Below are 19,021 nucleotides of genomic sequence, written 5' to 3'. Positions count from 1 at the left end.
TGTTCGTCACGAAAGGCTGTTATGGCAGTCCACCTCTTCGATGTTCAGCTCCTGCGCATCGTTCATCTCGTAAGGACCATCCGATGACCGCACCATCCTCCTCGTCGCCGATGAAGGTGGCGATGGCGAGTTTCATCGGGACCACGGTGGAGTACTACGACTTCTTCATCTACGGCACCGCCGCGGCGCTGGTATTCCCGAAGTTGTTCTTCCCCAACGCCTCCCCAGCCATCGGCGTCCTGTTGTCGTTCGCGACATTCGGCGTAGGATTCCTCGCTCGCCCGCTGGGCGGGGTGGTGTTCGGACACTTCGGCGACCGCCTGGGCCGCAAACAGATGCTGGTCATCTCCCTGGTCGGAATGGGTACAGCCACCGTGCTGATGGGCCTGATGCCCACCTACGCCCAAATCGGTATCGCCGCCCCGATCCTGCTGACCGTGCTCCGACTCCTCCAAGGCTTCGCCGTGGGAGGGGAGTGGGGTGGTGCCACCCTGATGGCCGTCGAGCACGCTCCGAGTGCCCGTAAGGGGTTTTTCGGGTCGTTCTCGCAGATGGGCGCCCCGGCTGGTACGGCGTTGGCGACGTTGGCGTTCCTTGCGGTGGCGCAGTTGCCCGACGATCAGTTCCTGTCGTGGGGCTGGCGGGTGCCGTTCCTGTTCAGCGCTGTGCTCATCGTCATCGGTCTGGTCATCCGGCTGTCACTGACCGAGAGCCCCGATTTCGCGAAGGTCCGCGAGCAGGCGGCGGTGGTCAAGATGCCCATTGTCGTTGCGGTGCGACGGCATTGGCGTCAGATCCTGCTCGTCGCGGGCACCTATCTCAGTCAGGGCATCTTCGCCTATATCTGCATGGCCTACCTGGTGTCGTACGGGACCACCGTCGCCGACATCCCGCGCACGCAAGCTCTGCTCGGTGTGTTCGTGGCCGGCGTGGTGGCCGTGGTGTTGTATCCGGTGTTCGGGTCGCTGTCGGACACCTACGGCCGCAAGACCCTGTACTTCATCGGTGCGGTGGCGATGGGTGTGGTGATCGGTCCAGCGTTCGCGCTGATCAACACCGGCAATCCGTGGTTGTTCATGCTCGCCCAGGTGCTGGTGTTCGGCATCGCCATGGCACCGGCGGCCGGGGTGACCGGGTCGTTGTTCACCATGGTTTTCGACGCCGACGTCCGCTACAGCGGCGTCTCCATCGGTTACACCCTGTCTCAAGTCCTCGGCTCGGCGTTCGCCCCCACCATCGCGACCGCGCTGTTCTCGGCGACCGGATCGAGTACCGCGATCGTGGCCTATCTGATTGCCGCGTCGGTCATCTCGGTCATCTCGGTCTGCCTGCTGCCGGGCGGGTGGGGGCGTGAGGGAGCGCGCCGCCAACTCGACTCCGACCGAGAGGTCAATGCGGTGGCCGCCGCCGATCCTGCGGTTACCGACGCCGCCGCAGATTCAACGTCTATGACGTCTCTTGCCCCTACCAACAAAGAAGCGATCTCGTCATGAATGCCCCCAACACCTCACCAGCTAATGGTTTCGACACCGATGTGCTGATCGTGGGAACCGGACCCATGGGTTCGGCGACCGCACTGGCACTGGCCACCTATGGCGTACGTGTCCACGTGGTCAACCGATGGAACTGGTTGGCCAATACCCCCCGCGCGCACATCACCAACCAGCGAGCCGTGGAAGTCCTGCGTGACCTGGAGGTCGACAAAGAAGCCGAGAAATACGCCACCCCATGGGAACTAATGGGCGACACCCTGTTCACCACCAGCCTGGCCGGCGAGGAGATCGCTCGGTTACGCACCTGGGGCACCGGGGATGACCGAGTCGGCGACTACATTCAGCACAGCCCGTGTGGCCTGCTGGACATCCCGCAGCTCTACATGGAGCCGGTGCTGTTCAAGAACGCCGCCGAGCGTGGTGCCACCTCGTCGTTCAACACCGACTACGTCTCACACACCCAAGACGAGCACGGAGTGACCGTGCAACTCGTCGACAACATCTCCGGCCGCCAATACAGCATGCGCGCAAAGTATCTGGTCGGTGCCGACGGCGCACGATCCCAGGTCGCCGAGGACATCGGATTGCAGATCGACGGCGAAATGGCGCGTGCAGCCACCGCATATGTGCTGTTTCACGCCGACCTGGGCCGCTACGTCGAGCATCGACCCAGCATCCTGCACTGGATCCTCACCCCCGGCGGCAGCTTCGGCGAGATCGGTATGGGCCTGCTACGCGCAATCCGACCGTGGGACACCTGGATCGCCGGTTGGGGTTTCGATATGGCAGACGGTGAACCCGACTTCGACCCCGATGATGTCCTGGCCAAAGTCCGCACGCTCGTCGGCGACCCCGAATTACAGATCGAGATCGAGTCCACCTCGGTGTGGTACGTCAACCAAGCCGTGGCCGCCACCTACTCAAAGGGCAGAGTCTTCTGCGGCGGTGACGCGGTGCACCGGCACCCACCCAGCAGCGGACTCGGGTCGAACACCTGCATACAGGATGGTTTCAACCTGGCCTGGAAACTCGCGTTCGTCCTCAACGGATACGCCGCCCCCTCGCTGCTGGACAGCTACAACGCCGAACGACAGCCCGTCGGCGCCCAGATCGTGGCCCGCGCCAACCAGTCCCGCAAAGATTACGGGCCACTGAACACCTGTTTCGCCACCGAGGGCGCCGACGACCCGGTGGCGGCCGGGCTGGCCAAGGTCCGCGACCGCGGCCCTGACGGCGTCGCGGTGCGTGATGCCATCGCCGAGGCGCTGGACCTAAAGAACTACGAATTCAACGCGCAAGGTGTCGAACTCAACCAGCGCTACACCTCCACCGCGGTGATCGCCGACGCGGACGAGGGGGAGGAGCAATGGATTCGTGACCGGCAGCTCTACGTCCAACCCACCACTCGCCCCGGCGCCAAGATTCCCCACGCCTGGCTGGTCGACGAACGCGGCCAGCGCGTCTCGACGCTCGATGTCACCGGCAAGGGCAAACTCAGCCTGGTCACCGGGCTGGCCGGGACCGCGTGGGCCAATGCGGCGGCCAAGCTCGACCTACCGTTCCTGCGCACGGTGGTCATCGGCGCACCCGAGACCGCCGATCCCTACGCCGCGTGGCACAAGGTGCGTGAGATCCACGAGGCCGGAGCGCTGCTCGTGCGACCCGACGGCTACGTCGCCTGGCGGCAATCAGCAGCGGTGTGGGACGACCACGACGCCTTCGAACAACTACTCACCGCCCTGACCGCGGTACTGGGCACCAGCCCCGACGGGAGCCTGCCGGACCTCGACGTCACCGTGGAACCGCCGCTGGCCGCCACCTGAGCCAGCCTCCCACCGACAGAAAGGAAACACTCACATGTCTGTCGCTCTGTGTGCACTGTCGCACTCACCGTTGATGGGCCGAAACGACCCGGCTCAAGACGTGATCGCCGAAGTCGATGCCGAATTGGCCGCCGCACGGCGCTTCGTCGCCGACTTTGATCCCGAGGTGGTGGTGGTCTTCGCGCCCGATCACTACAACGGCGTCTTCTACGACCTGCTACCACCATTCTGCGTGGGCCGCGCCGCGCTATCGGTGGGCGACTACGGGACCCAGGCTGGTCCGCTCGACGTCGATCGCGACACCGCGCACCTCATAGCCACACGCGTCCTGGACTCCGGTGTCGACACCGCGGTCTCCGAGCGGATGCACGTCGACCACGGGTTCGCTCAGCCCCTCGAGCTGCTGTTCGGTTCCATCGCCGCAATTCCGACGGTGCCCATCTTCATCAACTCCGTCAGCACGCCGCTGGGACCCGTCCAGCGCATCCGATTGCTCGGCGAAGCGGTCGGCCGTGCAGTCGCCGGCCTCGACAAACGCGTCCTGCTCCTCGGTTCTGGGGGACTCTCGCACGATCCGCCGGTCCCGCAGTTCGACACCGCGCCGGAGGAGGTCCGCCAGCGTCTCATCGACGGGCGCAACATCACCGACGAACAACGCGCCGCCCGCGAAGACCGGGTCATCACCGCCGGCCGCGACTTCGCCGCCGGCACCGCGACCCTGCAACCACTGAACCCGGTGTGGGACAACCAACTACTCGACATCCTCGCCGATGGCGACCTCACCCCGATCGACGCGTGGACCGTCGCCGACTTCGTCGCCGCCGCCGGCAACTCCTCCCACGAGGTCCGCACCTGGATCGCTGCCTACGCCGCGCTCTCGGCTGTGGGGCCCTACCGCATGACCTCGCGCTACTACCGCGAGATCCCCGAATGGATTGCCGGATTCTCCATCACCACCGCGACCCCGACCACCACCTGACCCCCGCACGCCCAGGCGCCCACCCGCAGCGTCAGCAAGGAGCAACACCATGACCAGCACCGTGGCCACCCCCGACTACACCACTGACAACTTCTTTGGCCTCGCCGACAAGTGGCTCCCCACCGCAGACGGCGAACTGACCCATTACCACGAACTCGGCGAAGGCACCCCCATCCTTTTCCTGCACGGATCAGGCACCGGAGTCACCGCCGCGGCGAACTGGTGGCTCAACCTGCCGCAACTGAGCCAGTACTGGCGGTGCATCGCGATCGACTCCATCGGCTACGGCCAAACAGTGGTCGCCGAGGGCACCACATACGGGATTCGGGAATGGGTTCGCCACGCCGTACGCGTCCTCGACGCCCTGGACATCGACAAGACGTGGATCGTCGGCAACTCCCTGGGCGGTTGGCTGGCCTTCCAATTCGCCATCGACTTCCCCGAACGACTTCTGGGCGTCGTGTCGATGGGGACCGGCGGTGCCATACTCACCGGAGCACTCAAGGGCCACTCCACTCCCGATCTGTCCGAGGCCGGCGTTCGGCGCACCCTCGAGCAGTTCGTTGTCGACAAGTCGCTGGTCACCGACGAACTTGTGTCGCTGCGCTACCAGTCCGCGCTGAACGACACCGCCTCCGACCGACTGAAAGACGTTGTCGCCGCACGAGACCGAGACCGCACCGAACTGCCGCTGGACTTTGACGTGTTGTCACGTCTGGAGATCCCGGTACTGCTCATCCACGGAGTGCAGGACGTCGTCATCCCTGTCTCGCGAACCTGGGAACTGCTCAACGTCATTCCACATGCTGACGCCCACATTTTCAGCCAGTGCGGGCACTGGTCGCAGGTCGAACGCGCAGACGAGTTCAACGAACTCATCGGCAACTACCTGACTCGCCATCTCACCGCCCACTGACTCACTAACAGGAAGACCAGAGATGACTGTCTCCGCCACACCCAGCGACCACGTGCGTGCCGCTGCTCAACGGCTCGCCGACGCTGAGACCACTCGACTGCCGTGTGCTCCCATCCGAGACGTCATTGATGTCGGCGACATCGAGGCCGCCTATGCCGTGCAGCAACACAACGTCGCCGCCGCCCGGTCAGCAGGCCGCCGCGTCGTCGGTCGCAAGATCGGACTGACATCACCAGCAGTGCAACGCCAGCTCGGTGTCGACCAACCCGACTTCGGGGTGCTCTACGCCGACATGGATGTCTCTACCGACCCTGAGATTGCGCTTACGAGACTGCTGCAACCCAAGATCGAAGCCGAGGTGGCGTTCGTGCTCGGTCGCTCGATCACGGAGCCGATTACTGCCGACACCGCCCGGGATTACGTCTCGAAAGTGATCGCAGCGTTCGAAATCGTCGACTCGCGAGTGGCCAACTGGGACATCACACTGGCCGACACCATCGCCGACAACGCATCATCCGGCCTCTACGTGCTCGGCAACCGTGTCCCGGTCACCGACGCCCCAGACCTGGCATCGGTCACCATGACGGTCACCGACAACGAGCACACCACGCTCTCGCAGGGCACCGGTGCGGACTGCTTGGAAAGCCCCTACAACGCGCTCGCGTGGTTGGCCAACACCGCTCAGAGGTTCGGCGACCCGCTGCTGGCTGGCGACGTCATCCTCTCCGGCGCCCTCGGACCGATGGTGCCGGTCACCGCCGGTCAGACCTACACCGCCACCATCAGTGGACTGGGCACGGTCGCCGCAACCTTCTCCGCACACTGACGAGGACAGACTCCATGACGAAAACCAAAGTGGCCGTGATCGGTTCAGGAAATATCGGTACCGACCTGGTTATCAAACTCAAGCGCATCGCCCGCAACGTCGAGATCGCTGTGCTGGTCGGCATCGACCCCGCCTCCGACGGGCTGGCCCGAGCCCGGAGATTGGGCATCAGCACCGTCGACTCGGGCGTGCAGGGACTCATCGAACACCCCGATTTCGACGACATCTCCATCATCTTCGACTCCACGTCGGCCAAAGCGCACGTCGCGAACGCCGAGGCACTCAAGCCCTACAACAAGCGGCTCATCGACCTGACCCCGGCGGCGATCGGCCCATACGTGGTGCCGCCGGTCAACATCGAACAGCACCTCGACGCGCCGATCGTCAACATGGTCACCTGCGGCGGGCAAGCCACCATTCCGATCGTGGCGGCCATCGCCGCGGTCACCCCGGTCCACTACGCCGAGATCGTCGCCTCCATCGCCTCGAAGTCCGCCGGCCCCGGTACTCGCGCCAACATCGACGAGTTCACCGAAACCACCTCCAAGGCAATCGAAGTGGTCGGAGGCGCGGCGCATGGGAAGGCCATCATCGTGCTCAACCCGGCCGACCCGCCGCTGATCATGCGCGACACCGTCCTGGCTCTGGTCTCCGATCCGGACCAGAACGCGATCCGCGCCTCGGTCAGCGAGATGGTCGAACGCGTCGCCCAGTACGTCCCGGGGTATCGCCTCAAGCAGCAGGTCCAGTTCAGCGCCGTGGACCCGGCCGACAACTTGACCACTCTCACAGGCGGCGAGCCGATCGACGGACAGGCGTGGAAGGTGAGCGTGTTCCTCGAGGTCGAGGGCGCTGCCCACTACCTGCCCGCCTACGCCGGCAACCTCGACATCATGACCTCCGCGGCTCTACAGGTCGCCGAACGTATCGCCGAACAATCCCTGGAGTTGACCCGATGACCGCATCCACCGCCGACCGCACCGCCGGAGCCACCGCCGCCGATGGTGCTGCGCTTTACATTCAGGACGTCACGCTCCGCGACGGCATGCACGCCACCCGCCACCGCATCCGGCCCGAGCAGGTCGCTGCGATCGCCGGTGCACTCGATGCCGCGGGCGTGGACGCCATCGAGGTCACCCATGGTGACGGGCTGGCAGGCCACAGCCTCACCTACGGACCCGGGAGCAACACCGACTGGGAATGGATCGAAGCCGCCGCCGGTGCAGTACACCGCGCGAAGCTGACGACCCTGCTGCTGCCGGGGATCGGTACCGTCGCCGAATTGACGCGTGCCCATCACATGGGGGTCACGTCGGTGCGGGTCGCGACGCACTGCACCGAGGCCGACGTCTCCGCGCAGCACATCGCCACCGCGCGCGACCTCGGGATGGATGTGTCCGGGTTCCTGATGATGTCGCACCTGACCGAGCCCGCTGAACTGGCCAAGCAGGCCAAGCTCATGGAGTCCTATGGCGCGCACTGCGTCTACGTCGTCGACTCCGGCGGCCGGTTGACCATGGACGGTGTGCGGCAACGTGTCCGCGCCTACCGCGACATCCTCGACCCGGGCACCCAGATCGGCATTCACGCCCATCAGAATCTGTCGCTGTCGGTGGCGAACTCCGTCATCGCGGTCGAGGAAGGTGCGATCCGTGTCGATGCGTCGCTCGCCGGGCACGGCGCCGGCGCCGGTAACTGCCCGATCGAACCGTTCATCGCCGTCGCCGAACTCAACGGATGGAAGCACGGCTGCGAGTTGTTCCCGCTCCAGGACGCAGCCGACGACATCGTCCGTCCCCTGCAGGATCGGCCGGTCCAGGTCGACCGCGAAACACTCACGCTCGGTTACGCCGGGGTGTACTCGAGCTTCCTTCGGCACGCCGAAACTGCCGCCCGGACCTATGATCTCGACACCCGAGACATCTTGATGGCGGTCGGACAGCGCCGCCTTGTCGGCGGGCAGGAAGATCTCATTACCGACATCGCCCTCGATCTGGTGGCGCATCGCAACCGGGATTGATGCGGGTGGCAACGCGTATCGCTGCCCATGTGCGTGCCGGATTGCGGCCACGAGCCGCTGACGCCTATCTCGCTCCGTCGTTACGCGCCGGCGTTGCGGTGGGTGTGCCGCTGGTGATTGCAGTGGTTTACGGGTGGGATGACTGGATCGCATACCTCGCACTGGGCAGCCTGGTTTCCTTGTACGGCAAGAACGCACCGTACCGAGAACGCGCCGTGTTGTTGGCCGGAACCGGAGTCGCACTGACCACCGCAGTGGTGATCGGAGCCCTAGCCTCCGGCCTCTCGAACGACTACCTGCGGGTGGCGGTTGTGGCTGGCGTGGCTGGGCTGGCGAAGCTCGGCTTCGACGCGGCTGCCACCGGTCCTCCCGGTGGCCTCATCGTAGCTTTCAGCTCGGCAACGGCGGCATTTATCCACCCATCTCCGCCGCTGGCGCAGGTGGTTCTTGCCTGCGCCGTCGGCGCAACGTGGGGTTGGTTGGTGTGTATGAGTGGATGGATCATCCGCCCGCACACGCCCTTGCAGATCGCGGTCGCGCGGGCACTGCGGACGGTTGCCGGACCCCAGGCCACCGGGCCTGCCGGTCGCATCGCAACTGCACAGGCCGTCCTTGCGGCTCGCACGGCGATCCGACGATGCCGTTCGACACGCCAGGCCGAACACCTGGCGTGGCTCGACTCAATCATGGACCGAGCCGAAACGGCAATGCTGCGCCGCGACGGCGTTGACGAGTCCCTACGAGAAGAGCTCCACGCCGCTTCCCGGGCGGTGGGGCGACTGCGTCCGCCGGCGTCGGCTGCCGACCTCGGTCGCAGAGCATCACCGGCCGCCGGTTCGGGCCGATTCGCCGCGATCCTGCGGGCCCTGCACCCGAACTCGGCGTACCTGCCAGGCGCCACACGAACGTTCGTGGGTGCACTGATCGCCGGATCGGTAGCCCTGGCCCTAGGGGTAGGTCATTCCTACTGGGCCGCAGTCACCGCGGTAGCCGTGCTGGCGGTACCGAATGCGGCCGGCAGCCTGCCCAGGGTCCTTCAACGCGTGGTCGGGTCGCTGATAGGCGTCGGCATCGCGTTCGCGACCCTCGCGTCCGTCAGCGATCCCATCATCGTCGCGGCACTGATCATCCTTTTCGTGACGGTCGGCGAGATGCTGGTCGTGCGTAACTACGGCTACGGAATGGTGCTGATCACGCCCACAGCCATGCTGTTGACATCTATGGCGCACCCGAACACCGCCGCGGCGTTGTCGGCGGATCGACTCGCCGACACCATGATCGGAGCTGTATTCGGAGTGTTGTGTGCCCTCGGTGTTCCCAATCCGCGGGCTCGCCGGGAAGTCGAGGCCGCATTGAGCGCCGCCCGCACCGAACTGCACCGATTCGCCGGGGACCGCACGACCGAGGCCCGTGGGCGTCTGCTGCACGCCCTCGTCGTGCTGCGGGAATCGCATTCCACGGCATCTGGGGAGTACTGGACGGCCGCTGTGAACAGCGACGAGGTTTCGAAGCTCGAGCACGAAGGCTTCCGCGCGGTCAGGGAAGCGAATCTGTTCGACAGCACGCGATCACAACCCGACGACCCGGAGCATCGTGCGGTGAGTCGAGCGCACAATGTCGACAAGTCATCCCTACTCGACGAGGTAACGACACAGGAAGCGACGCCGACATGAGTCCCTCGCTCTACTCGTCTCGACGTCGACAGGTCCAGGTGTTCTTGGTCGGTGTCGCGCTGGGGTTGGTAGTCCTGTCCGTCGGGCACGGACCAGTGATGGTGTCACTGGCGGTCGCCGCGCTGGTCGTGACCTGCGCCGTCTTCGTCTATGACGGCCGATATCGGCGATGAGCAGCAGCAACTCGCCCACCTACTCCCACCAGTCGAACGAACGTGGTCCCACTGTGTCGCGCCGCCGCGTACTGGCCGCGGCGGTCACAGTCCTCGCCATCGTGTTCCTGGGCTTGACCCTTCGATCGCCGATCAGCAGTCTGGCCGTCGTTCTGCCGGACGTCCAACACTCCCTGCAGATGTCGCAGCTACTGACCAGCTTCCTCACCACCGCACCGGTCTTGTGTTTCGCGCTCATCGGGTTGTGGTTCGGTCCGCGGATCTTTCGCTTGGGGCTGCGCCGAGCGGCGATCCTCATTCTCGTCGTCATGAGTGTGGGACTCGCGATCCGCGCGGCGTCCAATGGTGGCCTGCTCTTCGCGGCAGCGACACTGGTGATCCTCTCGGCGATAGCGATTGGCAACGTGCTGATCCCAGCGGCGGTCAAAGCGTGTTTTACACACCACGTTTCGGGCGTGAGTGCGGTATGCGCCGCCTCCATCATCGGCGGCGCGACATTGGGGGCAGTGCAGGCGGGCTGGATGCAACAGATCTGGGGATGGCGGCTCGCGCTGGCGGGCACCACGATCCTCGCTGTGGTGGCCATCTGTCTGTGGCTTCCGATCCAATCCGGTAGCCGCGTGTCGTCGACCCCGCCGGAGCCGACGATCTCGACTCGTCAGCTCGCGACGCTCCGCCCCGTCTGGCTACTGACAGGGTGCTTCGGCCTGGTGACCGCACAAGCCTATGCGCAGCTGGGTTGGTATCCGGCCATTCTCATCGACACCGGCCTGGACAACGCCGCCGCCGCAGGCCACCTCGCGTTGCTGACCGGGATCGGAATCCCGACCATGGTGCTGCTTCCGGCGCTGACTCGCCTCCTGGGTCTACGGGGCGTCATCGTGGCCCTTGCCGCCGCTACTGCCCTTGGGTGGCTCGGATTACTCTATGCGCCTTTGACAATGACGTGGCTGTGGTCCGCGCTCATCGGAGTCGGCGCGGGCAGCTTTGCGTGGACGCTGACGATGATCGGGCGTCATGCCGAGAGTCCCGAGGCAACCGCTGCGTTGTCTGGTTTCGTCCAGGGGTTGGGGTTCGTCTTTGCTGTCGTCGGGCCTTTGGGGGTGGGCCTGTTGCGAGACGTCACCGGCTCGTGGACGGCGTCGCTGTGGCTACTCGTCGTCGTCGGCCTGGGGATCGGCGCGGCGGGCGTGTTCATCGCGCACCGGTGGTCGGTGGAGGACTTGCTAGGCGCAAGCTCGCCGCGCCGGTCCACAGGCTAATCATCGCCCTGGATGCTGAGGAATTGTGTGCTGCGCCGATTCTGCCCTTGGCTGTCTAAAGGATGCTGCGCCACGAACGTAGACTCTTCCAACCGGAGGGGTGTAGAAACCCCGGCGGGGACATCGCAAAAGTCATGCGCGCGCCATGTGCTGATGCCCGCATGACATGTCCGAAAAGATAGAACCGTCTGTGAGCAGTTGATTTCTGTGCCCCCGGTCAGACTCGAACTGACACTGGACGGGTTTTGAATCCGTTGCCTCTGCCAATTGGGCTACGGGGGCCAGTACACGGGTCGCCCCGCGCCGGAGACCAACTCTAGATGATCGGCCGAGCGGCCTGCCAACCGGTACTCTGCGTGCACACGGACGCGGCGTGAGCGACGTGGAGGAGGGGATGGTGACGGTGACCGACAGTGCGACGACAGCAGCCGGTGAGACCACGACAACGCATCGGGTTCTGGTGGCCGAGGACGATTCCTTGATCCGGATGGACCTGATCGAGATGCTCCGCGAAGAGGGGTACGACGTCGTCGGGGAGGCGCCGAACGGGCAGGTCGCGGTGGAGCTGACCGAGTCACTGTCGCCCGACCTCGTCATCATGGACATCAAGATGCCCGTTCGTGACGGCATCGATGCGGCAACCGAGATCGCCGAGAAGCGTCTCGCGCCGGTTGTCATGCTGACCGCGTTCAGTCAGCGGGACTTCATCGACAAGGCGCGTGACGCGGGCGCGATGGCCTACCTGGTCAAACCGTTCACGAAGGCCGACCTGGTCCCGGCCATCGAGGTGGCGGTGAGCCGTTACCAGGAGCTCGAACAGCTCGAGCGCGAGGTCGCGACCATGAACGAGCGGCTGGAGACCCGCAAGCTCGTGGAGCGGGCGAAGGGGTTGCTGATGGAGAAGCAGGCCCTCTCCGAGCCCGACGCGTTCAAATGGATCCAGCGCGCGGCGATGGACCGCAGGACCACGATGAAAGCCGTTGCGCAGGTTGTCGTGGAGACCCTCGGGAGCGACTGACCACGAGCGCCTCGCCGACGCAATGCGTCTGTGCGCAAGCCAGTTTCACTGTCTTTACGCAGCCGCAACAAGATCGCGCTAGCTTTTCTCCAGCGAGGCGCGGTCCGCTGCACTCAGACGTGCCGTCCTCGTCACAAATGCCGAACGCACAGGCCGAACGCCGAACGCGCAGGCCAGACGCAAGGAGAGCATCGATGTCCTTACGCTTTTTGAGGAGCGGGGCAGTGGTCGTGACCGCGGCGGCAGCGCTGGTGGTCGCCGGCTGCAGCAGCTCTGATTCGGGTTCTGACGGAGGTTCCGAGGCGTCGTCGAGCGCCGCAGTGGAGTCCACGCCCGCACCCCCGGGTCTTGGCCTCGCGCAGAAGCTGGCATGTAACCCGCCGAAGGCCACCCCAGGCCCGGCCAGCACCGCCGCGCTGAAGATCGGCACCCTGCTCCCGGCGACCGGATCGCTGGCCTTCCTGGGGCCGCCCATGGAAGCGGGTGTGAACCTCGCGGTCAAGGACATCAACGCCGCCGGCGGAGTCCTCGACCAGCCGGTCGAGCTCGTCACCGGTGACTCGGGGGACACCACCACCGACACCGCCAACGCCACCGTGGACCGCGAACTCAGTGCCGGCACCCAGGTCATCATCGGCGCCGCGTCGTCCTCGGTGTCGCTGAAGGTCATCGACAAGGTCGCCAACGCGGGCGCGGTCATGTTCTCGCCGGCGAACACCTCCGACGAGTTCACCTGTTACCAGGACAAGGGTCAATACTTCCGCACCGCACCCGCCGATGTCCTCCAGGCGCAGGCGCTCTCGCAGACCATGGCCGAGGACGGCGTGCAGCGCGTGTCGATCCTCGCGCTCAACGATCCGTACGGAACGGGACTGGCCGACAACACCGTTCGGGACCTCGAGGCGGCCGGCGTCCCGGCCGACCAGATCCAGAAGATCATCTACGACCCGAACGCGCAGTCGTTCAACGCCGAGGTCGATCAGGTGAAGAACTTCGACCCGGACGGCATAGCGGTCATCGGATTCGAGGAGAGCGCCAAGATCATCACGCGCATGCACGAGGTCGGAATCGGTCCGAGCGACGGCAAGCTCGTCTACGGCGTCGACGGCAACATGGGCAACGCGTTGGGTGAATCGGTGGGACCGGGTCTACTCAAGGGCATGAAGGGAACCACCCCGCTGACCCAGACCAGCGGGGAGTTCCAGGCGGCCCTGAAGGAGCTCGACAGCGAACTCATCGACTTCAACTACTCGGGCGAGAGCTACGACGCCGCCGTGCTGAGCGCACTCGCGGCCACGGCAGCCAAGTCGACCGACGGTCGGACGATCGCGGCCAACATCATCGGCGTGACCAACGGTGACGAGAACTGCGACTCGTACCAGGCCTGCCTGGAACTGCTGAACGGCGGCAAGACGATCGCCTACGTCGGCAAGACCGGCAACCTGGCCTTCAACGCCGCCGGAGAGCCGAGCGTCGGTTCTTACGGTGTACTCGAGTTCGACGACAACAACGCCCTGCTCACCCCGACGCGCAAATACGTCTCGGTCGCAGCGCAGTAGAACCCCCGCACACGACGAGACCCCCGGTTCCGGCCGGGGGTCTCGTCGTGTCAGCGGTCCTGATCTCGTATCCCGTTGTCGCCCAACGCGTCGGCAGCAGCGGTCACGGCATAGGCCGACGGCTCACGCCTTCTTCTCCGAACTGCCCGCGAGTGTGCCGAGGTAGAGCTCGATGATCTTGGGGTCGTTGGCGAGGTTGCGGCCCGTGTCGGTGTAGGCGTTGCGGCCCTGATCGAGCACATAGCCGCGGTCGCAGATCTGCAGGCAGCGGCGGGCGTTCTGCTCGACCATGATGATCGAGACGCCGGTGGCGTTGATCGCCTTGCAGCGGATGAACACCTCGTCCTGGAACATCGGGGACAGGCCCGCCGACGGCTCGTCGAGCAGTAGCACCGCCGGGTCCATCATCAGCGCGCGTCCCATGGCGACCATCTGCCGCTCACCACCGGAGAGTGCGCCCGCCTTCACCTTTCGCCTCTCGGAGAGCAGCGGGAAGAGCTCCGAGACGAACTCGAACCTCGTGGCGAAGGTCTTGGGCCGCAGGTAGACGCCCATCTCCAGATTCTCTTCGATCGTCAAGGCGGGGAAGACGTTCTGTGTCTGCGGAACGTAGCCGACACCCTTGTCGACGAGGACGTGCGCCTTCGCCGAGGTGATGTCGTCGCCACGGAGCGTGACCGAACCCTCGCGCACGGGAATCAGTCCGAACAGCGTCTTCAGCAGAGTCGACTTGCCGGCGCCGTTGGGGCCGATGATCCCGACGATCTCACCGTCACCGAGGTAGAAGTTGCACTCCTCGAGGATGTTGATGCCGGGGAGATAACCGGCGGTGATGTCGTCGGCGCGCATCAGTGCGTTTCCCGCGAGTTTGCGATGCTCCTCGGCAGTGGCCGCGAGCTGCGCCGGCGTCAACTGCCCGGGTTCGGGCTCGGTGCTCATCGTCCGCCCTCCTTCGTCTCCGGCGCCGACGGCGGCAGTTCGGTGACCTCCGAGAGGTCCCCGCCCTCCTCCAGCGTCGCCTCGATGGCTGCCTCGACCTTCTCCGCGAGCACCGCGGTGGCCCCGACCGGACGACCCTGGTCGTCGAACTCCAGTGCCTGATCGTGATGACCCCCGAGGTACGCGTCGACGACGGCCTCGTTGTCGCCCAGTCGGTCGGGGAGGGATTCGGCGATGACCTGGCCCTGGGCCATCACGACAACCCAGTCGCTGATGTCGCGGATGACGTCCATGTCGTGTTCGACGAAGACGACCGTGACCCCTTCGTCCCGCAGCGATTTGATGTGTTCGAGCAGGCTCTGCGTCAGCGCCGGGTTGACGCCGGCCATCGGCTCGTCGAGCATCACGATCTCGGGGTCGGTCATCAACGCGCGTGCCATCTCCAGCAGCTTGCGCTGTCCGCCCGACAGCGAGCCGGCGAAGTCGCCGGCCTTGGCGTCGAGCTTGAAGCGCCGGAGCAGTTCGTGTGCGCGGTCGGTGATCTCGGCTTCCTGCTTGCGCCACACCCAGGGCGCGAGCGCGGCGAGGAAGTGCTCGCCCCGCTGCCCGGTGGCCCCGAGCCGGACGTTGTCGAGCACGGTGAGTTTCGCGAGCGCCTTGGTGAGCTGGAAGGTGCGCACCATGCCGCGACGGGCCACCTGGTGGGGAACCATCCGGCCCAGGGAGTCGCCGTTCAGTGACCATGTGCCCGAGTCGGGCTTGTCGAATCCGGTGATCAGGTTGAAGAAGGTGGTCTTGCCCGCGCCGTTGGGGCCGATGAGACCGGTGATGGCGCCGCGCTGCACCTCCAGATGATCGACCTGAACGGCCTTGATGCCACCGAAGGTCCGAGAGATGTTGTCCACCACGATGATCGGATCGGGTTTGGGTGAGCCCGGCTCGGCGGTGACCCCGGCGAACAACCGTGACCGCTCGGCGGCCGAGAGCGCGGAGAGGTCCCGGCGGGTCGCCCGGACGGGAGCGGCTTCGTGGTCTCCGCGAGTGACCTCGACGGACGCGGCGGCCTCGCTACGCTCGGACGACGCTGCTCGGCCAGCAGGGGGGGCCAGTTCGGTCTCGCTACGCTCGGACGACGCTGCTCGGCCAGCAGAGGGGGCCGGTTCGTCGTCGGGGGCGGAATGGCGGCCCGGATGCGGTGTGGGGTCGTCAGGCATCGAGCTGCACCTCCCTCTTGTTGCCGAGCAGTCCCTGCGGTCTGAACACCATCATCAGGATGATCGCCAGACCGAGCAGCACGTAGCGGAATGCGCCGACCTGCTGCGCGGACAGATTCAGCAGTGGGTCGTCGCCGGATGTGGCCTGACGCAACAGCGCGTCGGGAATCGCGAGCAGGAACCAGAACAACATCGCGCCGAGAACCGGGCCGAACACCGTCGCCGCCCCACCCAGGATGAGTGCGCCGTAAGCGAAGAACGTCTGTGCCGTCGAGTAGAAGTCGGGATTGATCGATTGGGTGGCGAATGCGTTGAACACTCCCGCCAGCCCACCGATACAGCCTCCGAGCACCAGGGCCTGCATCTTGTAGAAGTAGGCGTTCTTGCCGAGCGACCGCGCGGCGTCCTCGTCCTCCCGGACCGCCTTGAGCACGCGTCCCCACGGACTGCGGACGAGGAGATAGACCATCAGACACAAGAGCGCGACGACGATCCAGCCGACCACCATCGACCACAGGTCGCCACCGAGGAACTTGACGCCGAAAAACGAGTACTGCTTGCCGTTGTCGAACGGGCTGATGGAGAAGAAACTGCCGGCGTAGCCGTAGATGCCGTTGGTGGAGCGGGTGAAGTCGTCGGCGGAGGTCGACCGGAAGACCAGGCGCAGGATCTCCGACGCCGCGATGGTGACGATCGCCAGGTAGTCCGCCCGCAGGCGCAGGGTGGGAAGACCGAGAACGACCGCCAGCATCCCGGCGGCGGCGATGCCGATGATCCCGCCCAGCCAGAGCGGCTGGTCGTAGTTGACGGCCATGATGCCGACGCCGTAACCGCCGAGCAGGGCGAAGGCGATCTGGCCGAAGTTGAGCAGTCCGGCGTAGCCGAAGTGCAGGTTCAGGCCGATGGCCAGCAGGGCGTAGAAGATCGCCGATGGACCGATGAGCTGCGCGATGGCTATCTGAAGCGCTGAGATGATGTCCATGGGTCAGCCGATCCTCGCTCGAGATCCGAGAATGCCCTGGGGCCGGATGGTCAGGATGATGATCAGGATCAGCAGGCCGCCGATGTACTTCAGGTCGGGGCTGAGGATGTAGGTGGACAACTGGACGAGCAGACCGACGATGAGACAGCCCAGTAGTGCGCCGTAGGCCGTGCCGAGTCCGCCGAGTGTGATGCCCGCGAACATGAGCAGCAGGAGCTTGAAGCCCATCTCCCATTGGACCCGGCCGCCGAGTTCGGAGAGCGCGAACATCACGCCGCCGAGCGTGGCCAGGCCGCCGGCCAGTGCCCATACGAACAGAATGACGCGGTCGACGTCGATACCCGACGACTCGGCGAGGTCCTTGTTGTCGGCGACCGCGCGCATCGCCTTGCCGATCCTGGTGCGCTGCAACAACACCGCGACGCCGAGCAACACCACGATGCTGATGACGATGCAGGCCAGGTTCACCGGTGTGATCGCAAACGGACCGGAGCCGATCTGGGTCTGCGCCTGATAGTCGTCGAACGGTTCGGCCCGGTCGGAGAAGAAGATCAGGATCAGGTAGCGGAGCACCAGCGACAGGCCGATCGACACGACGAGCATGGCGATCAGCCCGGTTCGTCGTCTTCGCAACGGTCGCCACAGACCGAGTTCGTTCAGGATCCCGATGCCGACACCGACGATGACCGCCAGGATCGTCGCCGGGATGAGTTGCACACCGAGCTTGACGTTGATCACCCACGCGATCACCGCGCCGAGTGTCACCAGCTCGCCATGGGCGAAGTTCGTCAGTCCGGTGGTGCCGAAGATGAGGCTCAGACCGACCCCGGTGATGGCGATGATCAGACCGAACCGGATCCCGTCGATGGCCAGCCGCGTCAGCTCGGCGACCGCGGACACCTCGGTGCCGGTCCGGACGTCCCCGAAGGAAAAGATGACCGGACGTGCCGTTCCGCCGCTGACGTCGACGGGCAACTCCGACTTCTGGACCTCGACGCCGTCGGGGAGCGATTCGGTGTCGACAACGATCGTGTACTGGCCCGGGGGCACGTTGATCGACCAGGCCCCGGTCGCCGACGACGTCGCCGTGCCGACGATGGTCCCCGACGTGTCCTTCGCCTCGAGCTCGACGCCCTCGACCTTGTCCGCACCGTTGCGCAACACCCCGAAGACGCGTACCGAGTCCTCCGGTGCGGCCACGGCGGGCGAGGCGACGAACAGCCCACACAGAATCGACGCGGCGAGCAGGAGCAGCATCGCGATCGCCGGGCGTCGTACCGATGGCGGGGGAGCAGGGGGATGGCTCTCGAGATCGGAATCCTCGCCGAGAGCACATCGTGGCGGCGTCTGCGGCGAGGTGCCGGCGCGTTGCGATGTCATCCTGCGGGACATTAGCGCCAGCGTCGTCACCACGTGGCGACAACGACGTTTCCCAGAGGTAACTTCTCGCGCCGACCGACCGCACCGAGAAGTCGCGATGTGCTGTCGGAGACCCGATCCGGGTCGTACGCTGGTCCGATGGTCCCGGTCAGCGTGTCCACAACCACAGACGTCGAACTCGCCGCAGCGCTCCTGGCGCAGGCCTTCGCCGACGACCCGGTGACGGTGTGGATGCAACCAGACACCTCGCGTCACCTCGTCATGTTCCGCACACTGTTGAAGTACAGCCACGGCCCGAAGTCGACGCTCGACCTCGCGATGCGCGACGGCCAACCGGTCGGTGCGGCCGCGTGGGATCCCCCGGGACACAAGGTGTCGGCGACGGCACAGGTCGTGTCGATGGTCGGGTTCTTCCGGGCGATGGGGTCGCGGATGAGCCGCGGGATGAAACTCGAGGAAGAATTCGGCAAGCGTCGACCCAAGGAGCCGCATTGGTACCTGGGCCAGATCGGGGCGCCGGTGCACGGAGTCGGGGTGGGCACCTCGCTCCTGGGACATCGGCTCGACCAGATCGACGGCCCCGCGTACCTCGAATGCTCGAGCGTCCGCAACGTGCCGCTCTACGAGCGTTTCGGATTCACGGTGACCGAGGAGTTCGCGCTCCCGCTCGACGGTCCCACGGTGTGGGCCATGTACCGGCCTCTCCGATGAGAGGCCGAGTGTGAGGAGTCGTCCCAGGCGTGTCGGACAGGGTCACTAGACTC

General features: G+C 65.6%; 17 protein-coding genes and 1 tRNA gene. 13 read left to right on the top strand and 5 right to left on the bottom strand.

Annotation, left to right across the window (positions count from 1 at the left end):
* Window positions 1-83 precede the first annotated feature (83 nt).
* From MHN80_RS08355 to MHN80_RS08310, 10 genes are read left to right on the top strand one after another with little or no spacing between them, the layout of a single operon-like run.
* Window positions 84-1,493 (top strand): MFS transporter, encoded by a 1,410-nt coding sequence (locus tag MHN80_RS08355; RefSeq protein WP_239400877.1) that lies wholly within the window; start codon window positions 84-86, stop codon window positions 1,491-1,493.
* Window positions 1,490-3,316 (top strand): FAD-dependent monooxygenase, encoded by a 1,827-nt coding sequence (locus MHN80_RS08350; protein WP_239400875.1) that lies wholly within the window; start codon window positions 1,490-1,492, stop codon window positions 3,314-3,316. The genes MHN80_RS08355 and MHN80_RS08350 overlap by 4 nt, the downstream gene beginning before the upstream one ends.
* A 34-nt stretch (window positions 3,317-3,350) precedes the next feature.
* Complete coding sequence (locus MHN80_RS08345) at window positions 3,351-4,295, top strand: 3-carboxyethylcatechol 2,3-dioxygenase (RefSeq protein ID WP_239400873.1); 945 nt, start codon at window positions 3,351-3,353, stop codon at window positions 4,293-4,295.
* A gap of 49 nt (window positions 4,296-4,344) precedes the next feature.
* Entirely contained in the window at window positions 4,345-5,211 is an 867-nt protein-coding gene (locus MHN80_RS08340; RefSeq protein WP_239400871.1) for an alpha/beta fold hydrolase, read from the top strand.
* Window positions 5,212-5,233: 22 nt separating this feature from the next.
* Complete coding sequence (locus tag MHN80_RS08335; RefSeq protein WP_239400869.1) at window positions 5,234-6,037, top strand: 2-keto-4-pentenoate hydratase; 804 nt, start codon at window positions 5,234-5,236, stop codon at window positions 6,035-6,037.
* A gap of 14 nt (window positions 6,038-6,051) precedes the next feature.
* A complete protein-coding gene (locus MHN80_RS08330; RefSeq protein WP_239400867.1) occupies window positions 6,052-6,996 on the top strand; it encodes an acetaldehyde dehydrogenase (acetylating) in 945 nt (314 codons plus the stop codon).
* Window positions 6,993-8,057 (top strand): 4-hydroxy-2-oxovalerate aldolase, encoded by a 1,065-nt coding sequence (gene dmpG / locus MHN80_RS08325; RefSeq protein ID WP_239400865.1) that lies wholly within the window; start codon window positions 6,993-6,995, stop codon window positions 8,055-8,057. The genes MHN80_RS08330 and dmpG overlap by 4 nt, the downstream gene beginning before the upstream one ends.
* A 5-nt stretch (window positions 8,058-8,062) precedes the next feature.
* Entirely contained in the window at window positions 8,063-9,730 is a 1,668-nt protein-coding gene (locus MHN80_RS25800; RefSeq protein WP_239400863.1) for an FUSC family protein, read from the top strand.
* Window positions 9,727-9,903, top strand: coding sequence for a hypothetical protein (locus MHN80_RS08315; RefSeq protein ID WP_239400861.1), 177 nt, complete (start codon window positions 9,727-9,729; stop codon window positions 9,901-9,903). Before MHN80_RS25800 ends, MHN80_RS08315 begins: the two co-directional genes overlap by 4 nt.
* A complete protein-coding gene (locus MHN80_RS08310; protein WP_239400859.1) occupies window positions 9,900-11,165 on the top strand; it encodes a CynX/NimT family MFS transporter in 1,266 nt (421 codons plus the stop codon). The genes MHN80_RS08315 and MHN80_RS08310 overlap by 4 nt, the downstream gene beginning before the upstream one ends.
* Window positions 11,166-11,373: 208 nt before the next feature.
* Here MHN80_RS08310 and MHN80_RS08305 read toward each other — a convergent pair.
* Window positions 11,374-11,447 (bottom strand) — tRNA-Leu (locus MHN80_RS08305).
* Between the two features lie 112 nt (window positions 11,448-11,559).
* On the opposite strand from MHN80_RS08305, the gene MHN80_RS08300 reads away from it, so the two are divergent.
* Window positions 11,560-12,183 (top strand): ANTAR domain-containing response regulator, encoded by a 624-nt coding sequence (locus MHN80_RS08300; RefSeq protein WP_239401202.1) that lies wholly within the window; start codon window positions 11,560-11,562, stop codon window positions 12,181-12,183.
* 194 nt (window positions 12,184-12,377) lie between these two features.
* Complete coding sequence (locus MHN80_RS08295) at window positions 12,378-13,742, top strand: ABC transporter substrate-binding protein (protein ID WP_033205878.1); 1,365 nt, start codon at window positions 12,378-12,380, stop codon at window positions 13,740-13,742.
* 123 nt (window positions 13,743-13,865) lie between these two features.
* Here MHN80_RS08295 and MHN80_RS08290 read toward each other — a convergent pair whose 3' ends face one another.
* Genes MHN80_RS08290 through MHN80_RS08275 form a run of 4 tightly spaced genes read right to left on the bottom strand, consistent with a single transcriptional unit; the run spans window position 13,866 to window position 18,134 of the window.
* Window positions 13,866-14,681, bottom strand: coding sequence for an ABC transporter ATP-binding protein (locus MHN80_RS08290; RefSeq protein WP_004018887.1), 816 nt, complete (start codon window positions 14,679-14,681; stop codon window positions 13,866-13,868).
* A complete protein-coding gene (locus tag MHN80_RS08285; protein ID WP_239400857.1) occupies window positions 14,678-15,895 on the bottom strand; it encodes an ABC transporter ATP-binding protein in 1,218 nt (405 codons plus the stop codon). Before MHN80_RS08285 ends, MHN80_RS08290 begins: the two co-directional genes overlap by 4 nt.
* A complete protein-coding gene (locus tag MHN80_RS08280) occupies window positions 15,888-16,877 on the bottom strand; it encodes a branched-chain amino acid ABC transporter permease (protein WP_101821548.1) in 990 nt (329 codons plus the stop codon). Before MHN80_RS08280 ends, MHN80_RS08285 begins: the two co-directional genes overlap by 8 nt.
* A 3-nt stretch (window positions 16,878-16,880) precedes the next feature.
* Window positions 16,881-18,134 carry a branched-chain amino acid ABC transporter permease gene (locus MHN80_RS08275; protein ID WP_239401200.1) on the bottom strand — a complete coding sequence of 418 codons (1,254 nt, stop codon included), beginning with the start codon at window positions 18,132-18,134 and terminating at the stop codon, window positions 16,881-16,883.
* Window positions 18,135-18,395: 261 nt separating this feature from the next.
* On the opposite strand from MHN80_RS08275, the gene MHN80_RS08270 reads away from it, so the two are divergent.
* On the top strand, window positions 18,396-18,968 hold the full coding sequence (locus MHN80_RS08270; protein ID WP_239400855.1) for a GNAT family N-acetyltransferase: 573 nt from the start codon (window positions 18,396-18,398) through the stop codon (window positions 18,966-18,968).
* The last annotated feature ends 53 nt before the right edge of the window (window positions 18,969-19,021 follow it).

Source organism: Gordonia sp. McavH-238-E (assembly GCF_022348225.1).
GTDB classification, from domain to species: Bacteria; Actinomycetota; Actinomycetes; order Mycobacteriales; family Mycobacteriaceae; genus Gordonia; species Gordonia terrae.
This window is presented reverse-complemented; position numbering and strand designations above follow the sequence as displayed.

Bases quoted from the DNA above. Each gene is read 5' to 3' on its own strand.
- MHN80_RS08330 (WP_239400867.1), top strand. From the start codon at position 6,052: ATGACGAAAACCAAAGTGGCCGTGATCGGTTCAGGAAATATCGGTACC.
- MHN80_RS08300 (WP_239401202.1), top strand. From the start codon at position 11,560: ATGGTGACGGTGACCGACAGTGCGACGACAGCAGCCGGTGAGACCACG.
- MHN80_RS08275 (WP_239401200.1), bottom strand. From the start codon at position 18,134: ATGCTGCTCCTGCTCGCCGCGTCGATTCTGTGTGGGCTGTTCGTCGCC.
- MHN80_RS08280 (WP_101821548.1), bottom strand. From the start codon at position 16,877: ATGGACATCATCTCAGCGCTTCAGATAGCCATCGCGCAGCTCATCGGT.
- MHN80_RS08335 (WP_239400869.1), top strand. From the start codon at position 5,234: ATGACTGTCTCCGCCACACCCAGCGACCACGTGCGTGCCGCTGCTCAA.
- MHN80_RS08290 (WP_004018887.1), bottom strand. From the start codon at position 14,681: ATGAGCACCGAGCCCGAACCCGGGCAGTTGACGCCGGCGCAGCTCGCG.
- MHN80_RS08285 (WP_239400857.1), bottom strand. From the start codon at position 15,895: ATGCCTGACGACCCCACACCGCATCCGGGCCGCCATTCCGCCCCCGAC.
- MHN80_RS08315 (WP_239400861.1), top strand. From the start codon at position 9,727: ATGAGTCCCTCGCTCTACTCGTCTCGACGTCGACAGGTCCAGGTGTTC.
- MHN80_RS08295 (WP_033205878.1), top strand. From the start codon at position 12,378: ATGTCCTTACGCTTTTTGAGGAGCGGGGCAGTGGTCGTGACCGCGGCG.
- MHN80_RS08355 (WP_239400877.1), top strand. From the start codon at position 84: ATGACCGCACCATCCTCCTCGTCGCCGATGAAGGTGGCGATGGCGAGT.
- MHN80_RS08350 (WP_239400875.1), top strand. From the start codon at position 1,490: ATGAATGCCCCCAACACCTCACCAGCTAATGGTTTCGACACCGATGTG.
- dmpG (WP_239400865.1), top strand. From the start codon at position 6,993: ATGACCGCATCCACCGCCGACCGCACCGCCGGAGCCACCGCCGCCGAT.
- MHN80_RS08340 (WP_239400871.1), top strand. From the start codon at position 4,345: ATGACCAGCACCGTGGCCACCCCCGACTACACCACTGACAACTTCTTT.
- MHN80_RS08270 (WP_239400855.1), top strand. From the start codon at position 18,396: ATGGTCCCGGTCAGCGTGTCCACAACCACAGACGTCGAACTCGCCGCA.
- MHN80_RS08310 (WP_239400859.1), top strand. From the start codon at position 9,900: ATGAGCAGCAGCAACTCGCCCACCTACTCCCACCAGTCGAACGAACGT.
- MHN80_RS08345 (WP_239400873.1), top strand. From the start codon at position 3,351: ATGTCTGTCGCTCTGTGTGCACTGTCGCACTCACCGTTGATGGGCCGA.